This is a genomic window from Streptomyces auratus, from assembly GCF_050433025.1.
In the GTDB taxonomy this organism is placed as follows: domain Bacteria; phylum Actinomycetota; class Actinomycetes; order Streptomycetales; family Streptomycetaceae; genus Streptomyces; species Streptomyces sioyaensis.
Map to the genome: position 1 here is coordinate 2,906,737 of NZ_JBNGCB010000003.1, position 15,155 is coordinate 2,921,891.

General features: G+C 69.7%; 12 protein-coding genes and 1 pseudogene. 7 read left to right on the top strand and 6 right to left on the bottom strand.

Annotated features, from left to right (window positions below):
- Positions 1-226: 226 nt before the first annotated feature.
- Positions 227-1,777 carry an asparagine synthase (glutamine-hydrolyzing) gene (asnB, locus tag BKA18_RS32355; RefSeq protein WP_366046309.1) on the bottom strand — a complete coding sequence of 517 codons (1,551 nt, stop codon included), beginning with the start codon at positions 1,775-1,777 and terminating at the stop codon, positions 227-229.
- Between the two features lie 78 nt (positions 1,778-1,855).
- Between asnB and BKA18_RS32360 the strand changes: the two genes are divergently transcribed.
- Positions 1,856-2,185 (top strand): helix-turn-helix domain-containing protein, encoded by a 330-nt coding sequence (locus BKA18_RS32360; protein WP_366046310.1) that lies wholly within the window; start codon positions 1,856-1,858, stop codon positions 2,183-2,185.
- A complete protein-coding gene (locus BKA18_RS32365) occupies positions 2,113-2,625 on the top strand; it encodes an IclR family transcriptional regulator (protein WP_366046311.1) in 513 nt (170 codons plus the stop codon). Before BKA18_RS32360 ends, BKA18_RS32365 begins: the two co-directional genes overlap by 73 nt.
- A 244-nt stretch (positions 2,626-2,869) precedes the next feature.
- On the opposite strand, the pseudogene BKA18_RS32370 reads toward BKA18_RS32365, so the two are convergent.
- The 5 genes and pseudogenes from BKA18_RS32370 to BKA18_RS32390 form a co-directional block, all read right to left on the bottom strand.
- Positions 2,870-3,079, bottom strand: a pseudogene (locus BKA18_RS32370) (VOC family protein); the annotation flags it as partial.
- Between the two features lie 119 nt (positions 3,080-3,198).
- A complete protein-coding gene (locus BKA18_RS32375) occupies positions 3,199-4,260 on the bottom strand; it encodes a hypothetical protein (RefSeq protein ID WP_366046312.1) in 1,062 nt (353 codons plus the stop codon).
- Positions 4,257-6,269, bottom strand: a complete 2,013-nt coding sequence (locus BKA18_RS32380) for a hypothetical protein (RefSeq protein ID WP_366046313.1) — start codon at positions 6,267-6,269, stop codon at positions 4,257-4,259. The genes BKA18_RS32375 and BKA18_RS32380 overlap by 4 nt, the downstream gene beginning before the upstream one ends.
- A complete protein-coding gene (locus BKA18_RS32385) occupies positions 6,266-7,021 on the bottom strand; it encodes a toll/interleukin-1 receptor domain-containing protein (protein WP_366046314.1) in 756 nt (251 codons plus the stop codon). The genes BKA18_RS32380 and BKA18_RS32385 overlap by 4 nt, the downstream gene beginning before the upstream one ends.
- 12 nt (positions 7,022-7,033) lie before the next feature.
- Positions 7,034-8,278, bottom strand: coding sequence for a helix-turn-helix domain-containing protein (locus BKA18_RS32390; RefSeq protein ID WP_488169146.1), 1,245 nt, complete (start codon positions 8,276-8,278; stop codon positions 7,034-7,036).
- A 1,096-nt stretch (positions 8,279-9,374) separates the two neighbouring features.
- Here BKA18_RS32390 and BKA18_RS32395 point away from each other — a divergent pair.
- Genes BKA18_RS32395 through BKA18_RS32415 form a run of 5 tightly spaced genes read left to right on the top strand, consistent with a single transcriptional unit; the run spans position 9,375 to position 15,138 of the window.
- Entirely contained in the window at positions 9,375-10,403 is a 1,029-nt protein-coding gene (locus BKA18_RS32395) for a cytochrome P450 (protein WP_429638727.1), read from the top strand.
- 11 nt (positions 10,404-10,414) lie between these two features.
- Entirely contained in the window at positions 10,415-11,581 is a 1,167-nt protein-coding gene (locus tag BKA18_RS32400) for a cytochrome P450 (protein WP_366046317.1), read from the top strand.
- The gene (locus BKA18_RS32405) at positions 11,578-12,813 is read left to right on the top strand and encodes an MFS transporter (protein ID WP_366046318.1); all 1,236 of its coding nucleotides are present in this window, start codon (positions 11,578-11,580) and stop codon (positions 12,811-12,813) included. The genes BKA18_RS32400 and BKA18_RS32405 overlap by 4 nt, the downstream gene beginning before the upstream one ends.
- 1 nt (position 12,814) lies before the next feature.
- Positions 12,815-14,629 carry a S9 family peptidase gene (locus BKA18_RS32410; RefSeq protein ID WP_366046454.1) on the top strand — a complete coding sequence of 605 codons (1,815 nt, stop codon included), beginning with the start codon at positions 12,815-12,817 and terminating at the stop codon, positions 14,627-14,629.
- 35 nt (positions 14,630-14,664) lie between these two features.
- Positions 14,665-15,138 carry a hypothetical protein gene (locus BKA18_RS32415; protein ID WP_366046455.1) on the top strand — a complete coding sequence of 158 codons (474 nt, stop codon included), beginning with the start codon at positions 14,665-14,667 and terminating at the stop codon, positions 15,136-15,138.
- The last annotated feature ends 17 nt before the right edge of the window (positions 15,139-15,155 follow it).

The following is a 15,155-nucleotide window of genomic DNA, read 5'->3' on the forward strand; positions in this document are numbered from 1 at the left end:
CGTCAGCCAGGGGTCCTGGTCACTGTTGCCGGAGCCGGGCGACACCGACCGCGAACGCTGGCGGGTACCGCACGTGCACCGGCGACGTGTGCGCGATGAACGCTGCAGTTCTGCCGCTCGCGACCACCGCCTCGGCCGGAGAGCGCATGGCGGCCCCTGGGGGCCGACCCGCCTGATTCTTGCGGCAGTTCGAGCAGGAATCGGGGAAGGCGGATCGGCCCGAGTGTCAGGCCGTGGCGAACCTCGTCAGTACGGCTTCCGGCCGTACGTCCGGCAGCGCCCGCCGGAAGGCCCGGTAGTAGGCCCTCTCCTCCTCGGTCCGAAGGCCCCTCTCCGACGCTTCCGCATCGGAGACCCGGTCGTGGTCCCCGGCTCCCGGTCGCGGCGCGAGCACGTCCTGTGCGCCGCTGCCCGTACCGAACTGCACCTTGCGGCGCCAGAGCAGCTGCTCGGGCAGCCACCCGGTGAAGGCCCGGCGCAGGTGCCCCTTCTCCATGCCGTCCGGTTCAAGCCCCTTCAGCTCGGGCGGCAGCGACACGGCGTGCGCGATGACCTGCGCGTCGAGGAACGGAACGCGTGCCTCAAGGCCGTGGGCCATGGTGACGCGGTCGCAGCGCTGGAGATTCAGGCCGTGGAGGTTGCCGAGGGTGCGGGCCAGTTCGGCGTCGAGTGCGGCAGGGTCGGTGTGTGCGCTGTGGTAGTAGGCGTACCCGGCGAACAGCTCGTCCGCGCCCTCGCCGGTCAGCACCGCCTTGACGTGCCGGGAGGCCAGCTCCGCGAGGAACCAGTTGGGCACGGCGCTGCGGATGAGGCTGGCGTCGAAGGACTCGACCGAGGCGACGACCTCGTCCACGACGGCGGCCGCCTGCTCGGCGTCGAAGACGGCCTCGTGGTGTTCGGTGCCGAGGAATGCCGCCGCCTCGCGGGCCGCGAGCAGGTCGGGCGAGCCGTCCGTGCCGACGGCGAAGGTCTTCAGCGTCTTGCCGCGCTTCGCGTATTCGCGGGCGGCGATGGCGGCGACCAGGCTGGAGTCGAGCCCTCCGGAGAGGAACACGCCGACGTCGACGTCGGCCATGAGGTGACGGCGTACGGAGTCCACGAGGACCTCGTGGGTGGCCTTCTCGGCGATCTCGGGCGCCAACTGCAGCCAGTCCTCGGCAGCTTCGCCGCCGGGTGCGCCGACGCTCGGGACGGCGTGGGCGAACCGTACGAGGCCGGTCTCGGGCGTCCAGTAGCAGCCGGGCGGGAATGCCTCGACGACGGGCTGGACTTCGCGCGGGAAGGCGCGCAGCTCGGAGGCGAACCAGATGGTCTCGTCCCGCTGTGCCCAGTAGAGGGGCTTGATGCCGATGCGGTCACGGGCGGCGACGAAGCGGCCGTCGGGGGTTGCGGCGCACAGGGCCCACATGCCGTGGAGGCGGTCGAGGGCGGAGGGGCCGTGCAGCTTCAGCAGGGCGAGGGCCGACTCGCTGTCGGAGGAGGTGGCGAAGTGGGCGGCCTCGCCGAGGTCGGCGCGGAGGTCGGCGTGGTTGTAGATCTCACCGTTGCAGACGAGGGCCCAGCCGTCCTGCCGGCCGAGGGGCTGCCGACCGCCGTCGAGGTCCACGATCGACAGCCGGGTGTGACCGAGCCAGGCGGAATGCCCGAGGAGCCAGTGGTCACTTTCGTCGGGGCCGCGGTGCCTGATGCCGGTGAGCATCTTCTGGCCCGCGGCGCACGTATGGAGGGGGTCGGAGTCCTTGGAGGACCGGTGGTAAATCGCAGCTATGCCACACATGCAGGTCGACATTACGTCGTCGGTGCGCATGCAACAACTACTGTTGCGCTATACGCACGGTTAGGGGAAGGTTGAGCTGTGAGTAACGACAGCCTGAGTAGCGTCAAGCGAGCCCTGGAAGTCCTGCGCGCCCTCGGGCAGGGGCCGATGCGGGTACAGGCGATGGCACACGCGATCGGCAGGGAGAAGACGCAGGTCTCGCGCACCTTGAAGGTGCTGGCCGAAGAGGGTTTCGCGGTGCGTGACCCCGAAACGATGGAGTACCGGCTGGGCTGGCAGTTCTTCGCCCTCGCCGCCGCGGCCGAGGAGAATCCGCTCCGGCAGAGGCGCCGCGCGTGCTGCGCGCCCTCGTACAGCAGCTGGGCGAGTCGGCGCACCTCACGACGCTGGCCGGGAACGCGGCGGTGACGGTGCTGTCGGAGCGCCCGGTCCGCACGCTGCAAGTGCACGAGCGGGTCGGCCAGACGTCCCCGCTGAACTGCACGTCCAGCGGACGCGCCCTGCTGCTGGGCCTGCCGGACGATGAGGTGGTCGCACTCTTCGCGGCCGCGGACGCGACGGGAGAGCCACTGCCCGGCAGCGAGCGCGCACCCCGTACCGTCCCGGCCCTGTTGGAGCGACTTCACGAGGAGCGACGGGCCGGTTACGTGGTGTCCATCGAGGAGCGCGAGCCGGGCATGACCGCGGTGGCGGCGCCCGTACGCGACTTCCGTGGTGTCCCGGTCGCCGCTGTCAACATCTCGGCCCCGACGATGCGGCTGCCGCCGGAGGCGCATCCGCCCGTGATCGAGGCGGTGTTGTCGGCCTGCAAACGCCTGTCGGAGACGCTGGGCTACGCGAACCACTAGCGGGCGGCGCGTCCATGACTTCCACGCACGGGATGGCGGCCGACATCGACCCCAGTACGCGCACGGTCGAGGCGCTGTTCGTCGACGGTGCAGAGCTGGACTACGGGCTGACCGCCTTGGTCACCTCCTGATCGCGGGAATCAGGCGCTGGCCCATCAGGCGACGCACTGCCGCACCGCCATGAGGTTCCGCGTCAGCCTCGGCCGAGGACGCAGAACTCGTTGCCTGCCGGGTCGGCCAGGACGACGCGGTACTGCACCGTCTCCGGGTCCGGGACGCGGACGAGATCGATGCAGAGGGCGGACGGGTCCGGCCAGTCGAAGCCCACGGGTTCCAGGTTGGTGACGCCGGGCCCTTCGCTGGAAACACCCCAGCCGAGCGCCTCCGCCCAGAACTGGCCGAGCGCCGAGTCGTCCCGGGCCTTGAAGTTCACCTGCACAAGTTGCAGCGTCATGCCGCACACCCCAGGTGATCCCCCTCGGGCAGGCGTGCGAAATTTGGCCTGCTGCCTGATCACCTACCGACGCGTCCCGAACCCTGTGTCAGCTCCGCTTTGTGTCTCCTGAGGGAAGGTCAGAGTCCGGGAGGCGTGCCGTCGCTCGCATCGTCATCCGGTGCGTAGCTCGCCGGCGGGTCGAACCTCCTCAGCAGTTCCTCGGCCGTCTCGTTTCGGTCCTGTGTCTTGATGATCTCGGCGATCTGCTTGGCCAGCATCCCCCGCCGGACATCTCCGTCCGTGAAGCCCATGCCGGCGAGGAAGGCTTCGAAGTGGTCAGCGGCTGTCGGCTCGCGTTCGAACGAGGCGGGTGGTGCGTCCATGGCTTTCAGGTCGGGCCGCTCGCCCTGCGGCTGAGGGATGAAGTCCCGCAGTCGTTGGGGCACATCGGTGTCGTTGGCGGCGGACGTGAGCTGGGCGAGCAGACCGAGGTCCGCCACGGTCTTCTCCACGTGATCGTCGTTCTTCGCGAGCCACCAGACCACTGCGCTGCCGGTGTCCTTGAGCACGTCCTCGCCCAGGTACTCGCGCTTGCTCTGCTCGTACTTCCGCTGGTGTTCCCAGACCGCCTTGTCCTTGCGCACTTCAGCGAGCTTGTCCAACCGCTCCTGATCGTGTTCGCGCAAGGTGAGCGTGACAGCCTCCGCCATGACCTGGAGGTGGCCGGTGCGGTCCGGGCGCATCGTGCCGAGTGCGCCACTCAGCTCGTGCTGGACGAGTGAGGCCCGGCCGGGCTCCCGCCGCTCCGTGAGCGCGCGGGCGCGGTCCAGCACCGCTTCGACGGCGAGGCCCGCCGGGCTGACGACGGGACCGTCGCCGGGGGCATCGACGGGGTACCACCGTACGGTCGCGGAGAACAGGAAGTCGTAGTCGGCCCACTGGCTGGGCACCGCCACGTTGCTGACGCGCTGTTCCCTGCGTTCGATGGGCACCGCGGTGCGTTGCTCCTCGACATCGACGGGTACGGAGCCCCGCCGCCTCGCAGCGATCCTGAAGGCTGCCGCGGGCACTGCGACGAGGAGAACGGCGAGGGTCGCCCAGGCCCAGGGGGGCCACTCCTGCGTCAGGCCGAGGATCGTCAGCAGCAGAGCGCACAGGATGGTGAGGAAGACGGTCGTCGTCTTGCAGCCGGTCGTCATGGTGCGGTCCCCCTGGGTGGTGTCGGTCGAGAGCGTGCGGCTGACGGGCCAAGGCCCTGCGCCACGGAGATCTTCTGGAGCAGGCGGTCGGTGGTGGCGACGCCGCGTGCCGGGCCACCGGAGGCGGTGGGTTCCGCTGAGCGGGCCACGGCGTACAGCGTCGCGAGGCGTTTGCCGTCCCCGGCGGCGGCGTCGACCAGCAAGTCGAGCAGCAGGTCGTGGCGATCGCCGGTGTCGGACGCGGTGTGCAGCCAGCGCTGCGCGTACGGCTGCCAGTACGACTGCGGCAGCCGGGCGAACACCTCCCGCCAGCCGAGGGTCACACAGCCCTGCAGGTAGTCCTCGTCCGCCAGCGCGCGGGGTGCGCCGCCCGGGTCCGTCAGCGGCACCGGGTCGCAGATCCGCAGGAAGAGACGGGCGTCAGCGGCCGGCACGGACGAATTCCGGGTGAGGCGGGCGAGCATGCGGCGCCTGAGCCTGCTGCTCGTCGTCACCAAATCGCTCAGGGCGTCCAGCGCGGGCGTGGCACCGCGCTCACGGCGGGCGAGGTGGTGCAGCCGAACCATCGCCTGGTCGGGATGCGTCGGTGCGATCACGTCGGTGCAGACGCGGAGCAGGACGTACGCGAGCTCTCCCGACAGTTGCTTGTCCCTGCACCATGTACGGATCAGCTGCCGGAAATCCCCGCCGTACTGCTTGTGCTCCAGGCCGCAGGTCAGTGCGTGGACGGCTGCCTCCGGACCAGCCCGGCTCGTGGTGTCGGCGGCGGCCCATTCCTCGGCCAGGTTCGCAAGCTCCCTCCACTTCCCGGTGCGCAGATACTGGTCGGCGAGCCGGTGTACCAGCTCTCCGCGGAGGTCCGGGGTGACGTGCGGATCGACCAGCTCCGCGGTCCGGACGGCCCAGGTGCTGAGAGGGCGCCTGAGGTCGGGCAGGTGGTCCCAGAAGTGGGCGCGAACGGCGGCGTCGAAGTCCAGCTGGTCGAACCGTACGTGGCCGTCCCGCCCGGCCGACGCGGAGATCTCCTTCAGTCGCTCGGCGAGGTCCTTGCCTTCGATGGAGGAAAGCGTGCTCCGCGGGGTCTTGAGGGTGCGGAGCAGGAGGTCGGTGGCGTGGTGGATCACGTCGGCGTGCGCGCCGTGCAGCATGGCGGTGGTGCACAGCAAGGCTCGCTGCGACACCTCACACCGCTCGGCGACGAGGCCGGCGACCTCTTGTCGCCAGGCCTTTCGCGCGTCACGAGCCTGCTCGCACCAGCCGGCGAAATCGTCGGGCCTCCGATGCTCCGTGCGGGCCCGCCGCACGCGGTCCGCGAAGTCCGCGATCTCTTCGAGCGAAGGCTGCTCGTCCAGGAAATCCGCCCATGCGGGCGCGGATTGCAGGTACTCCTCATGCGGTATCTGATGGAGTCGTAGGTGGCGCCGGAACACCTCCTGGGCAGGAGGGCGGGATATTTCGGCACGGTAGAACCGGAGGTCGGATTCCAGGGTGCCGTCGTACGGCATGACGACCACCAGGTGGGCCTGCTGTTCGTGTACGGCTTTGCGGAGCGCCGAGAGATCCCTGCGGTTCCTCCATACGGTGCCGTCGGCCTCGGCAAGGTCCAGTAGCAGCCGGTCACCGGCGCCGACCAGCCCGGGATCCGTGAGGGTGGCCTCTCCTTCGTCGCCGGGCAGCAATTCGCGGAAGATGCCGGAGTCCCGGTGAAGTTCGTACAACAGGACGCGTGCCGCGGCGGTTCTGCCGCTCCCCGGCCGGCCATGCAGGAGCACGGTGCTGTGCTCCGCCAGCAGACGGCGTGCCTCGCCCATCCCCTTGGGGTCGACGAACCGCTGTCTGAGCAGGCGGAGTTGGTCGTCGGCGATGCGGCGGGGACTTCGGGGGGCCTTCTGTTGCCCGAACGGGCTTGTCGTGTAGCTGTTATAGACGTAGTTGTGGTTGTGCATATCGCCGTAGCCGGCATGCACCGAGCCGGTGGAATGGTCGATCCGTGTGAACGTTTCGTTCACCGCTCGTCGTCCTCGTCCTGCTGCCGACCGCCGAACCGGTGCCGGATGTCACCGTGATGGTCACCTTCGACATTCGTCATGCCGTCGCCCGAGTAGTGCCGGCCGCCCGACACATGGCGGGAATTCTGATAGAGGTTGCCGTTGCCGGAGTGCACGGGGCCGGTCGAGCCCTTGATAACGGTGCCGCCGACGTCTCCGGTGAAGTCCCGGCTCTGCACCGCCGTTCCGTGGATGTCACCGGCCGAGTTGGACACCGAGCCAGGGTCGGGGGCCGGTGCCTCGGCGTGTTCGAGGTCATGCAGCTCGGGAACCATCTCGGCCACCAGGTCACCGAGGCGCTTCAGATCGGTTCCGGCGTTCTGCGTGTCCAGCCGCACGGACTGCAGCTCGGCCAGCCGCGCCAGCTCGTCCGGCAGATCGTCCTTCTTCAGGCGTTCCGTCGTCCTGCCCGCCAGGACGGGGATCACCGGGACCCCGCAGGCGAACGCCTCCAGGATCTCCTTCCGCACCCAGTCCTCCGGGTCGCCGAGCCTGGCCCGGAAGTTGATCCAGTCGGCCCCGATCACCGCCAGAAGCAGTGCGCTGCGGCGCAAACTCGTGAGCAGGGCGCCGGGATAGGGGGTGCCAGGAGGGATGGACTTCGAGGCGCGGAAGGCGCGGTCCTTCCCGAAGCGGTTGGAGAGTTCGTTGTCGATCAGGGCGGCGGTTTCATTGCCGTCGCCCGTCCGGTAGTTGATGAACACATCGGCCATGGGGGTTCCTCCTCAGGAATGGGTGAAGGGGGTCAACGTTCCTAAGCGCGGGGCCAGTTGGCGCACCGGAGCGTGATCCGAATGGCGGGCCAGGACGCGGGCGAGACGCCGGAGATCGATCGTGACGGTCGCGGAGCGTACGGCCGCCACCCCATCGAGCAGTGACTTGGTCAAGGTGCAGGCATGGTCGATCTCGCCGTCCGCCGCGTAGGCGAGCGCCCGGCGTACGCCGTAACGCACCTGCGTCCGTACCGCGTCGGGGGAGACCGAAGCGAGCTGCCGGTTCAGTTCCTCGGCCGCCTCCCGCGGGCAGCCCAGGTCGAACAGACACCAGCCGGTGACCATGCCGACCGAGTCGGGCAGATGCATGGGGCCGATCACCGGCGCGCCGGGATGGTCATCCTGGCCGGCGAGCAGCACCCGAGCCCTGTCCAGGGCCCGTTGACAGGCGTCGCGGTCGCCCGCGAGCGCATGGCCCTGTGCCTCGCGCTGTGCGGCGAGCCCGCGGATCCGGGGCGGGAGCGTGCCGCTCTGCGCCCGCTGTGCCAGCGCGACCGTCTGCTCGGCGTCGTCCTGGTACATCGTGACCAACGCCCGGCGGACCAGGGCATAGCCGGCCAGCGCCCGGTCACCGCCGGCGGCGGCAAGGTCCACCGCACGCTGGGTCCACCACAGTGCCGCCGGTTCGTCTCCGGTCTCCTGCACCAGCCATCCGACGTATTCGGCGTACCGGGAGCCGAGTGCGAGCAGCTCCCCGCGGGCGCGGGAATCGGCGTGCGCCGAGAGTCCCCGCAGCGTGTGGGTCTGCGCGATCAAGCCGGGGAGAAGGACGCCGGGCTCGACGCTCTGGCCGAGCCGCCGATAGTGCGTGAACAGGGAGCGGGACGCCTCCAGCATTCCGGCCCCCGTTGCCTGCGGGACCGGCCCCGCACCGCTGGTCTGCCATCTCATCAACGAGGCGGCGCCGGCGGCCACGACCTGGCGGCGGCCCAGGGGCTGGAACCAGCCTGAGCCGTCCGGTGACAGTTGCATCGTCCACTCCTCCTCATCGATTCCGCCTGGTGGCGGTTCATCCGGTGTGCCGGCACCGGATGTGGCGACCAGCGCGATCAGTGCTCCGCCGGCCCGGAGGGCGGCGTCGCACAGCCGGGCGAGATCGCGGCTGGGCGCCTTGATGCCTCGTTCGACCTTGCTCAACTGCGCCTTGCTGTAGTGCACGACGGAAGACAGCGCGGTGAGGCTGAGTCCGGCGTCCAAACGCCGTTTCCTCAGTTCCTCGCCGAACTCGAGGGACGGTTGTGGCACGGGAACCTCCATGACCGTCCATCCGGGCGAACGGGGTGCGCACGAAAGCGTGCAGCAGCCCCGGCCGGACGGACAAGGCGGACGGTGCTGTTTCCCGTTTCCTTCTCCGCAGGTGAGGCGCGGTATTCCCGGGAGGGCGTGGTGCGTTCGTCGTCCGGCGCGGCGAGCATGCGTGTCCACGACGTCACCCGCGGACCCGATGTCGGCCGTGGACGGGGTCGGTGATGCCGGACGTCGAGTCCGTCGTCGGAGGTCCGACCGACTGCCCGGACCGCAAGGAGTCACCGCCGGGCCGCGGGGGAGTCACCGCCGGGCCGCGGGGGAGTCACCGCCGGGCCGCCACGGAGCGGGCCGGCCCCAGCGGTCTCTCCGGACAAGGCGGCAGCAGGGGCTCGCGGTCGAGCGCTCAGGGGCGAGCGCTCACGCCACAGCGAACCGGCGAGTCGGCAGACCGGTTTCGGCATTTTGGCAAGGTCGAATTACTCATTCCGTGAGTGTTATTCGGCCTCGGTGGCCGATAGGCATCACTGCGACGCGTGATGTGGGTCACGTTTCGGCGTCGATGCGCACAACTTTGTGGGTTTTTGGCGATGGCTCAAAACCTTCCCTAGCTCAGCAATCTACTATTGCGGTCAAATCGGGTGTCTCGTGCGACGAATTCCCATGTGAATAGAGTCTTGGCGTCCGGCGGGAGTTCGCCGGTTGCCCTTGGAGCGGAAATTCAGATTCCCCTTCGCGGATTTGTGGATTCCGTTTGTAATGGGCCGTCGCGCTACGGCAAGGGGGTGCCATCATGCGTTACGCGTACTGAGGTAAATGAGGCGTCGGCCGGGGTTTCTGGACCCCGGCCCGCGCGACTTTTGATTTGCGTGGGTCTCGTGTTCATCTCACTCGCTCGGGACGGAATGTGTCTGACTACGATCCGCTTGATGCGGCCACGGTGGCCGATCCGTATCCCGTTTATGAGCGGCTGCGGGAGAATTCGCCGGTTTTTTGGAGTGAGCGCTTCGGCTCGTGGATCGTGACGCGCTACTCGGATTGTCACAGGGTGCTCAGCGATGTGGACGGCTTCGCCAGCGACTGGCGCAGGGCGGGGCATGAGGCGCCGCCCACCGCGGCGTTGAGCATGCAGGAACTCGACCCGCCCGACCACACACCGGTCCGCAGGCTGTTCACCACTGCCTTCCGCGACCAGGACCTCGACGGGATCGCGGCCTTCGCGGTCCGGGACACGGCCGCGGTCTTCGAGCGGCTCGCCGACGCACCCTCCTTCGACTTCACCGCCGAAGTTGCCCGTCCGGTGGCGCTGCAGGCGGTGTGCCGTCTGCTCGGCGTGGACCCCCCGCCGGTCGCCGCCTTCGCCGAGTCGTCCGACGCGCTCGTACGCGGCATGGACGCGGGTTTGCTGCCCGAGGTACTGGAACCGGCGATGGCGGCCCGGAGCCGGATCAACGAGCTCATGGCCGAGTGGTTCACCGCCGGCCGCGGGCCGGGTCTCCTCACCCAGGTCCTCGACGGCGCCGGCGCCGCGGGCATCACGGACGACGCGGTGTGGAACAACGTGCGCGTGCTCTTCCTGGCCGGATTCAGCACCACCGTCGGCGCGGCCGCCAACGCCGTGCTCGCCCTCCTCGAACACCCCGGCGCGCTGGAACGCCTGCGTGATCCCGCCCTGTTGGATTCCGGAGTGGAGGAACTCCTCCGGTACGACGGCCCGGTTCAGGGCACCACCCGTGCCTGCGTGGAAACCACCAAGATCGACAGCGTCACCGTCGAGCGCGGTCAGCTGGTGCTGGCGCTCTTCGGCGCCGCCAATCGCGACCCCGAACGGTTCGTGTCCCCGAACGAGCTGCTGCTCGACCGGCACCCCAACCGGCATCTCTCCCTGGGCTGGGGCCCGCATGCCTGCTCGGGCGCACTCCTCGCCCGGATCATCATCCGGGCACTCGTCCAGGAGCTGCTGGCCGCACCCGTGCCCCCACGACTCGCCGCCCCGCCCGTCAGGGTGCCGCGTGCCACCTTGCGCTATCCGGACCGGCTGCCCGTCACGTTCCAGAACGCTGAACCTGAACGCTGAGAGTGAGAGCCATGACAACCGACGCCGCAGTCGAATACCACCCACTGGACCCGCACACCCTGCTCGACCCCTATCCGGTGTACGCGTCCCTGCGGGCGGCCGGCACACCCGTGTGGAGCCAGAAGCTCGACAGCTGGGTGCTCACCTCGTACCAGGACTGCCGCCAAGTGCTCCTGGACCACGAGAACTTCGCGGCCGACTGGCGGCGGGCGGGTGAGACCGTCCCCGACCCCGCGCTGGACGTCCACACCATCGACCCGCCCGACCACACCGCGATCTACGGAGTGCTCGCCGAGTCGCTGCGGGACATGGCCTCGGACGGCCTCGCCGCCCGCACCAGGGACCACATAGCGGCCGTGCTCGACGCGCGGCCGGACGGGCCCTTCAACGCGATCACCGAGTTCACCGAGCCGTTGGCCCGCTGGTTCATCCCCGAGGCCATCGGGGTTCCGCCCTTCGACCTGACCACCGTCCGGCCGATGGCCGAGGCCATCACCGCGGCCATGGACTCCGGACTTAACCCGGCAGCCAGGGAGCCGGGCGTCGCGGCACAGCGTCAACTGGCCGCGATGATCGAGGGCTGGGTGACCGGGATGGACGCGGGCCACCCCATCCGCGCCTTGGTGGACAACGCCATGGCCGCCGGCGTCCCACGCCACATAGCGATGAACTCGCTGCGTACCCTCGTCGTCAACGGATTCACCGCCGTACCGGCCTCCCTCGGCAACGCGCTGAATGTGGTGTCCAAGGACGCGAGCCTCCTTGCCGACCAGCTCGGCAGTCCCGAGGCGATCGACCGGGCGCCTCACGAGTTCTTCCGCTATGAGGCGCCGATCCAGGGAACCACCCGGCTGGCCGTCCGGGACATCGAATTCAACGGTGTACAGGTGCGCCGCGGCCAGGGAATGCTGATGCTCTTCGCCGCCGCCAACCGCGACCCCGAGCAATTCGACGCCCCTGACACGGTACGGCTCGACCGGTGGCCGAACCACCATCTCACCTTCGGCTACGGCGCCCATGCCTGCACCGGGTCACTGCTCGCCCATCTGCTCCTGCGTGAGTTGCTGACCGTACTGGTGGAGCGCGGCACCACCATCAAGCCGGCCGGTCCCGCGGTACACAAGAAACTCGCCACCGTCCGCACCCTCGCGGAACTTCCCCTGGAACTCGCTCCATGAGCAGGTACCGCACGGCGCTCGGCATACCCGAATTCCGGGCGATCTTCACGGCACACATCGTCTCCATGGCGGGAGCGGTCACCGCGAATTTCGCGCTGGCCATGCTCGTCTACTCCCGCACCGGCTCGTCGCTGCTGTCGGCACTGGTCTTCGCGCTGGTCCTCGCTCCGCATCTGATCGCCGGCACCCTGCTGTCTGCGCTCATCGACCGGCTCCCGGCCCGGCGGCTGCTGGTCTGCTGCAATCTGCTCTCCGCGGGGCTCGTGCTCGTCCTCTCGCTGTCCGGCACCCCGGTGGCCGCCGTGCTGGCGCTGGCCTTCGCCCTCGGCCTGATCGAGCCGGTGTTCTCCGGCGCCCGCGCGGCAACCCTGCCCGACGTACTCCCCGGCGACGCCTACGTGCCGGGCCGCAGCCTCATGCGACTGGTCGCCCAGGGTGCGCAGTTGGGCGGATTCGCGGTCGGCGGCCTGCTGATGGCGGCCTTCTCGCCGCAGGTGATGCTGCTCATCAACGCGGGCTGCTTCCTCTTCTCGGCCCTCCTGCTGCGGCTGGGGACCAGGGAACGAAGGCTCCACGACGACAGTGGGACCACGGGGCGAACCTCCCTGCTGCGCGACTCGCTCAACGGGCTCGGCGCGGTGATGCGGAGCCCGGCCGTACGCCGCATGCTGCTCCTCGGCTGGGCGGTCCCCGCACTGGCAGTGATACCGGAGGCCCTGGCGGTGCCGTACACCGCCGGGCTCGGGGGAGGGGCGACCGCCGCGGGACTCCTGCTCACCGCGATCCCGCTCGGGACGGTGACCGGCGAGGTCCTCACCAACTGGCTGGTCCCGAAGGAACGGCAGATCCGCATGATCGGGCCGGCCGCCCTGCTGGTGTTCGTGCCGATGCTCCTCTTCGCGCTCCGCCCGGGTCTGGTGCCCGCGATCGCTGTGCTGTTCGTCTGCGGCCTGGGCTTCAGCACCCAGCTCGGCCAGGACCGGCTGCTGCTCCGGGTGGTGCCCGAGGAACTGCGGGCCAGGACGCTCGGCCTCCAGACGGCCGGGCTCATGTTCTGGCAGGGGCTCGGCTTCGCCGCGGGTGGCGCGGTGGCAGAGCTGTTCAGTCCGAGCGCCGTGATCTGCGCGGGGGCGGTGACCGGTCTGTGTGCCGTCGTCCTGCTGCTGCGTGGCGCGGTGTTCGACGCCGAAAAGTGGAGTTCCAGGAGTGCGGACGGAGTCGTCAGTGGCTGAGATGGTTGACGGGGTCGATGACGAGCGTTGGAAGGCACGCATCGGAGTCGCCCATGTGACGGTGCCCCGCTGGGCGCGCGACGCCCCCGACCGCTGTGTCTACCGGTCGAACGCCACCGGTACATGGGAGTTGTACGAGTGGGACCGGGCGAGTGATGCACGACGCAGGCTCACCGACCGCCCGCACGGCACCGCCCTGGGCTTCATCGACCCGGCCGGCGACTGGGTGTGGTGGTTCGCCGATACCGGCGGAGACGAGTGTGGTGTCTGGATGCGCCGGCCGTTCGGCGGGGAGCACGAGGAACGCGCCGTGCCCGGCCTGGACCCCGCCCACCAGGCCGGCCTCGCCCTCGGCGCCAACGGCCTCGCCGTGCTCGGCACCTCCGTGACCGGCGGGACCACCGTGCATGTCTGCCGCCCGGGAACCGAACCACGCACGCTCTACACCCACCCCTCGGACGCCCACGTGGGGGCCATGTCCGCCGACGACACCCTCGTCGCGATCGGCCACAGCGAACACGGCGACAGCCGGCACAAGGCGGTGCGCGTGTTGAGCCTGGACGGCAAGGTGGTCGCGGACCTGTGGGACGGCGCGGGGCGCGGCCTCGGCGGTATCTGGGACGGCCCGGGCAAGGGCCTCGGTGGTATGGCGTTCTCCCCGGTCCCGGGTGACAACAGGCTACTCATCGAGCACGAGCGCCGCAGCAGGCCCGAGCCCATGCTCTGGGACGTCGCCACCGGTGAGCAGCGCGAGCTCGCACTCGACCTGCCCGGCGAGGTCAGCGCGGCCTGGTACCAGGACGGCTCGGCGTTGCTGATCTGGCACACCCATCACGCCCGTGACGAGCTCTACCGGCTGGAACTCGGCACCGCGGAAGCCCGCGGCCTGACCCGCCTGGACACCCCGAAGGGCGTCATCAGGGGAGCCGGGACCCGCCCGGACGGCACCGTGGAGTTCGTCTGGTCGAGCGCCGCACAGCCTCCGGTCGTCCGGTCCACCTCGGGTGGCACCGTGCTGGCCCCGCCGGGACCGGCGGCTCCGCCCTCCGTCCCCGTCACCGACGCCTGGGTGGAGGGCCCCGGGGGCCGTATCCACGCGTTGGTCTCCCGGCCCCCGGGGGCTGACGGCCCGCTCCCGTGCGTCTTCGAGGTGCACGGCGGTCCGATCGGTTACGACGACGACGCCTTCGACCCCGTGGTCGCCGCCTGGGTCGACCACGGCTTCGCGGTCGTCCAGGTGAACTACCGGGGCTCCACCGGCTATGGCTCCCGATGGCGGGACGCGATCGAGGGACGCCCCGGCCTGACCGAGCTGGAGGACATCGAGGCCGTCCGCGCATGGGCCGTCGCCAGCGGCCTCGCCGCTCCCAAGCGCCTTGTCCTGTCGGGCCGTTCCTGGGGCGGCTACCTCACCCTGCTGGGGCTCGGCACCCGCCCCGGGAACTGGGCCGTCGGCATCAGCACCATGCCGGTGGCGGACTACTTCGCAGCCTATGAGGACGAGATGGAGGCGCTGCGCGCGTACGACCGCTCGCTCTTCGGCGGCTCACCCGATGAGGTGCCCGAGCGGTACCGGGCGTCCTCCCCCCTCACTTACGCGGACCGTGTCACCGCACCGGTGCTGGTGATCGCAGGCGAGAACGACCCCCGCTGTCCGATCCGGCAGATCGACAACTACGTCAACCGCCTCGCCTCGCTGGGCAAGCGGCACGAGGTGTACCGGTACGACGCGGGGCACGGCTCACTCGTAGCCGACGAACGCATCAAGCAGATCGAAGCAACCCTCACCTTCGCCCGCGCCCACCTACCCGCCTGAGCCCGGCCGGCTTGACGACGACCGTTGCCACCGCCATGGGGCTCAGGTTTCGGTCGGCGTCCGGTCCTCGTCGCGCGCCACGCGACGGGCATCGGCCCGGCGGCCGCGCGTATAGCGGGGACGCTCGGATCCCGCATTCCAAGCCACATATGCAGCGAGCCCTGCTACTGAGCCTCTTGGCGAACGCGCCGAGTGTCATCGTGCACCCGGCGTGGTCCTCGGAGGCCCGTAGCCTCTTCGGTTCGGCCCAGGAATTTGTGCTTACCATCAGTAACCACGATACGCATATGCTGGGTCTTTCCGGCGTGGGGAAATCAACCTCGGCGAGTAATGCGAAGGTGTCCGTCGTGGGCTCGGCCTTCAATTTCCGCACCATGGCGGCGGTGGCCTGCCTGTCGCCGGGGGAGACCGTACTAGAGGGCAACGCGTCCATGCTCACTCGACCGGTCAGGGAGTTCTTGAGCTTCATCCCCGAGCTCGGCGGGCGGCACCGTCGACGACCTCAGTGACGCGGCACATTTGCGGG

Coding starts and splice junctions, on each gene's coding strand:
- asnB (WP_366046309.1), bottom strand. CDS start 1,777: ATGTGTGGCATAGCTGCGATTTACCACCGGTCCTCCAAGGACTCCGAC.
- BKA18_RS32375 (WP_366046312.1), bottom strand. CDS start 4,260: ATGACGACCGGCTGCAAGACGACGACCGTCTTCCTCACCATCCTGTGC.
- BKA18_RS32385 (WP_366046314.1), bottom strand. CDS start 7,021: ATGGCCGATGTGTTCATCAACTACCGGACGGGCGACGGCAATGAAACC.
- BKA18_RS32400 (WP_366046317.1), top strand. CDS start 10,415: ATGACAACCGACGCCGCAGTCGAATACCACCCACTGGACCCGCACACC.
- BKA18_RS32405 (WP_366046318.1), top strand. CDS start 11,578: ATGAGCAGGTACCGCACGGCGCTCGGCATACCCGAATTCCGGGCGATC.
- BKA18_RS32410 (WP_366046454.1), top strand. CDS start 12,815: ATGGTTGACGGGGTCGATGACGAGCGTTGGAAGGCACGCATCGGAGTC.
- BKA18_RS32415 (WP_366046455.1), top strand. CDS start 14,665: ATGGGGCTCAGGTTTCGGTCGGCGTCCGGTCCTCGTCGCGCGCCACGC.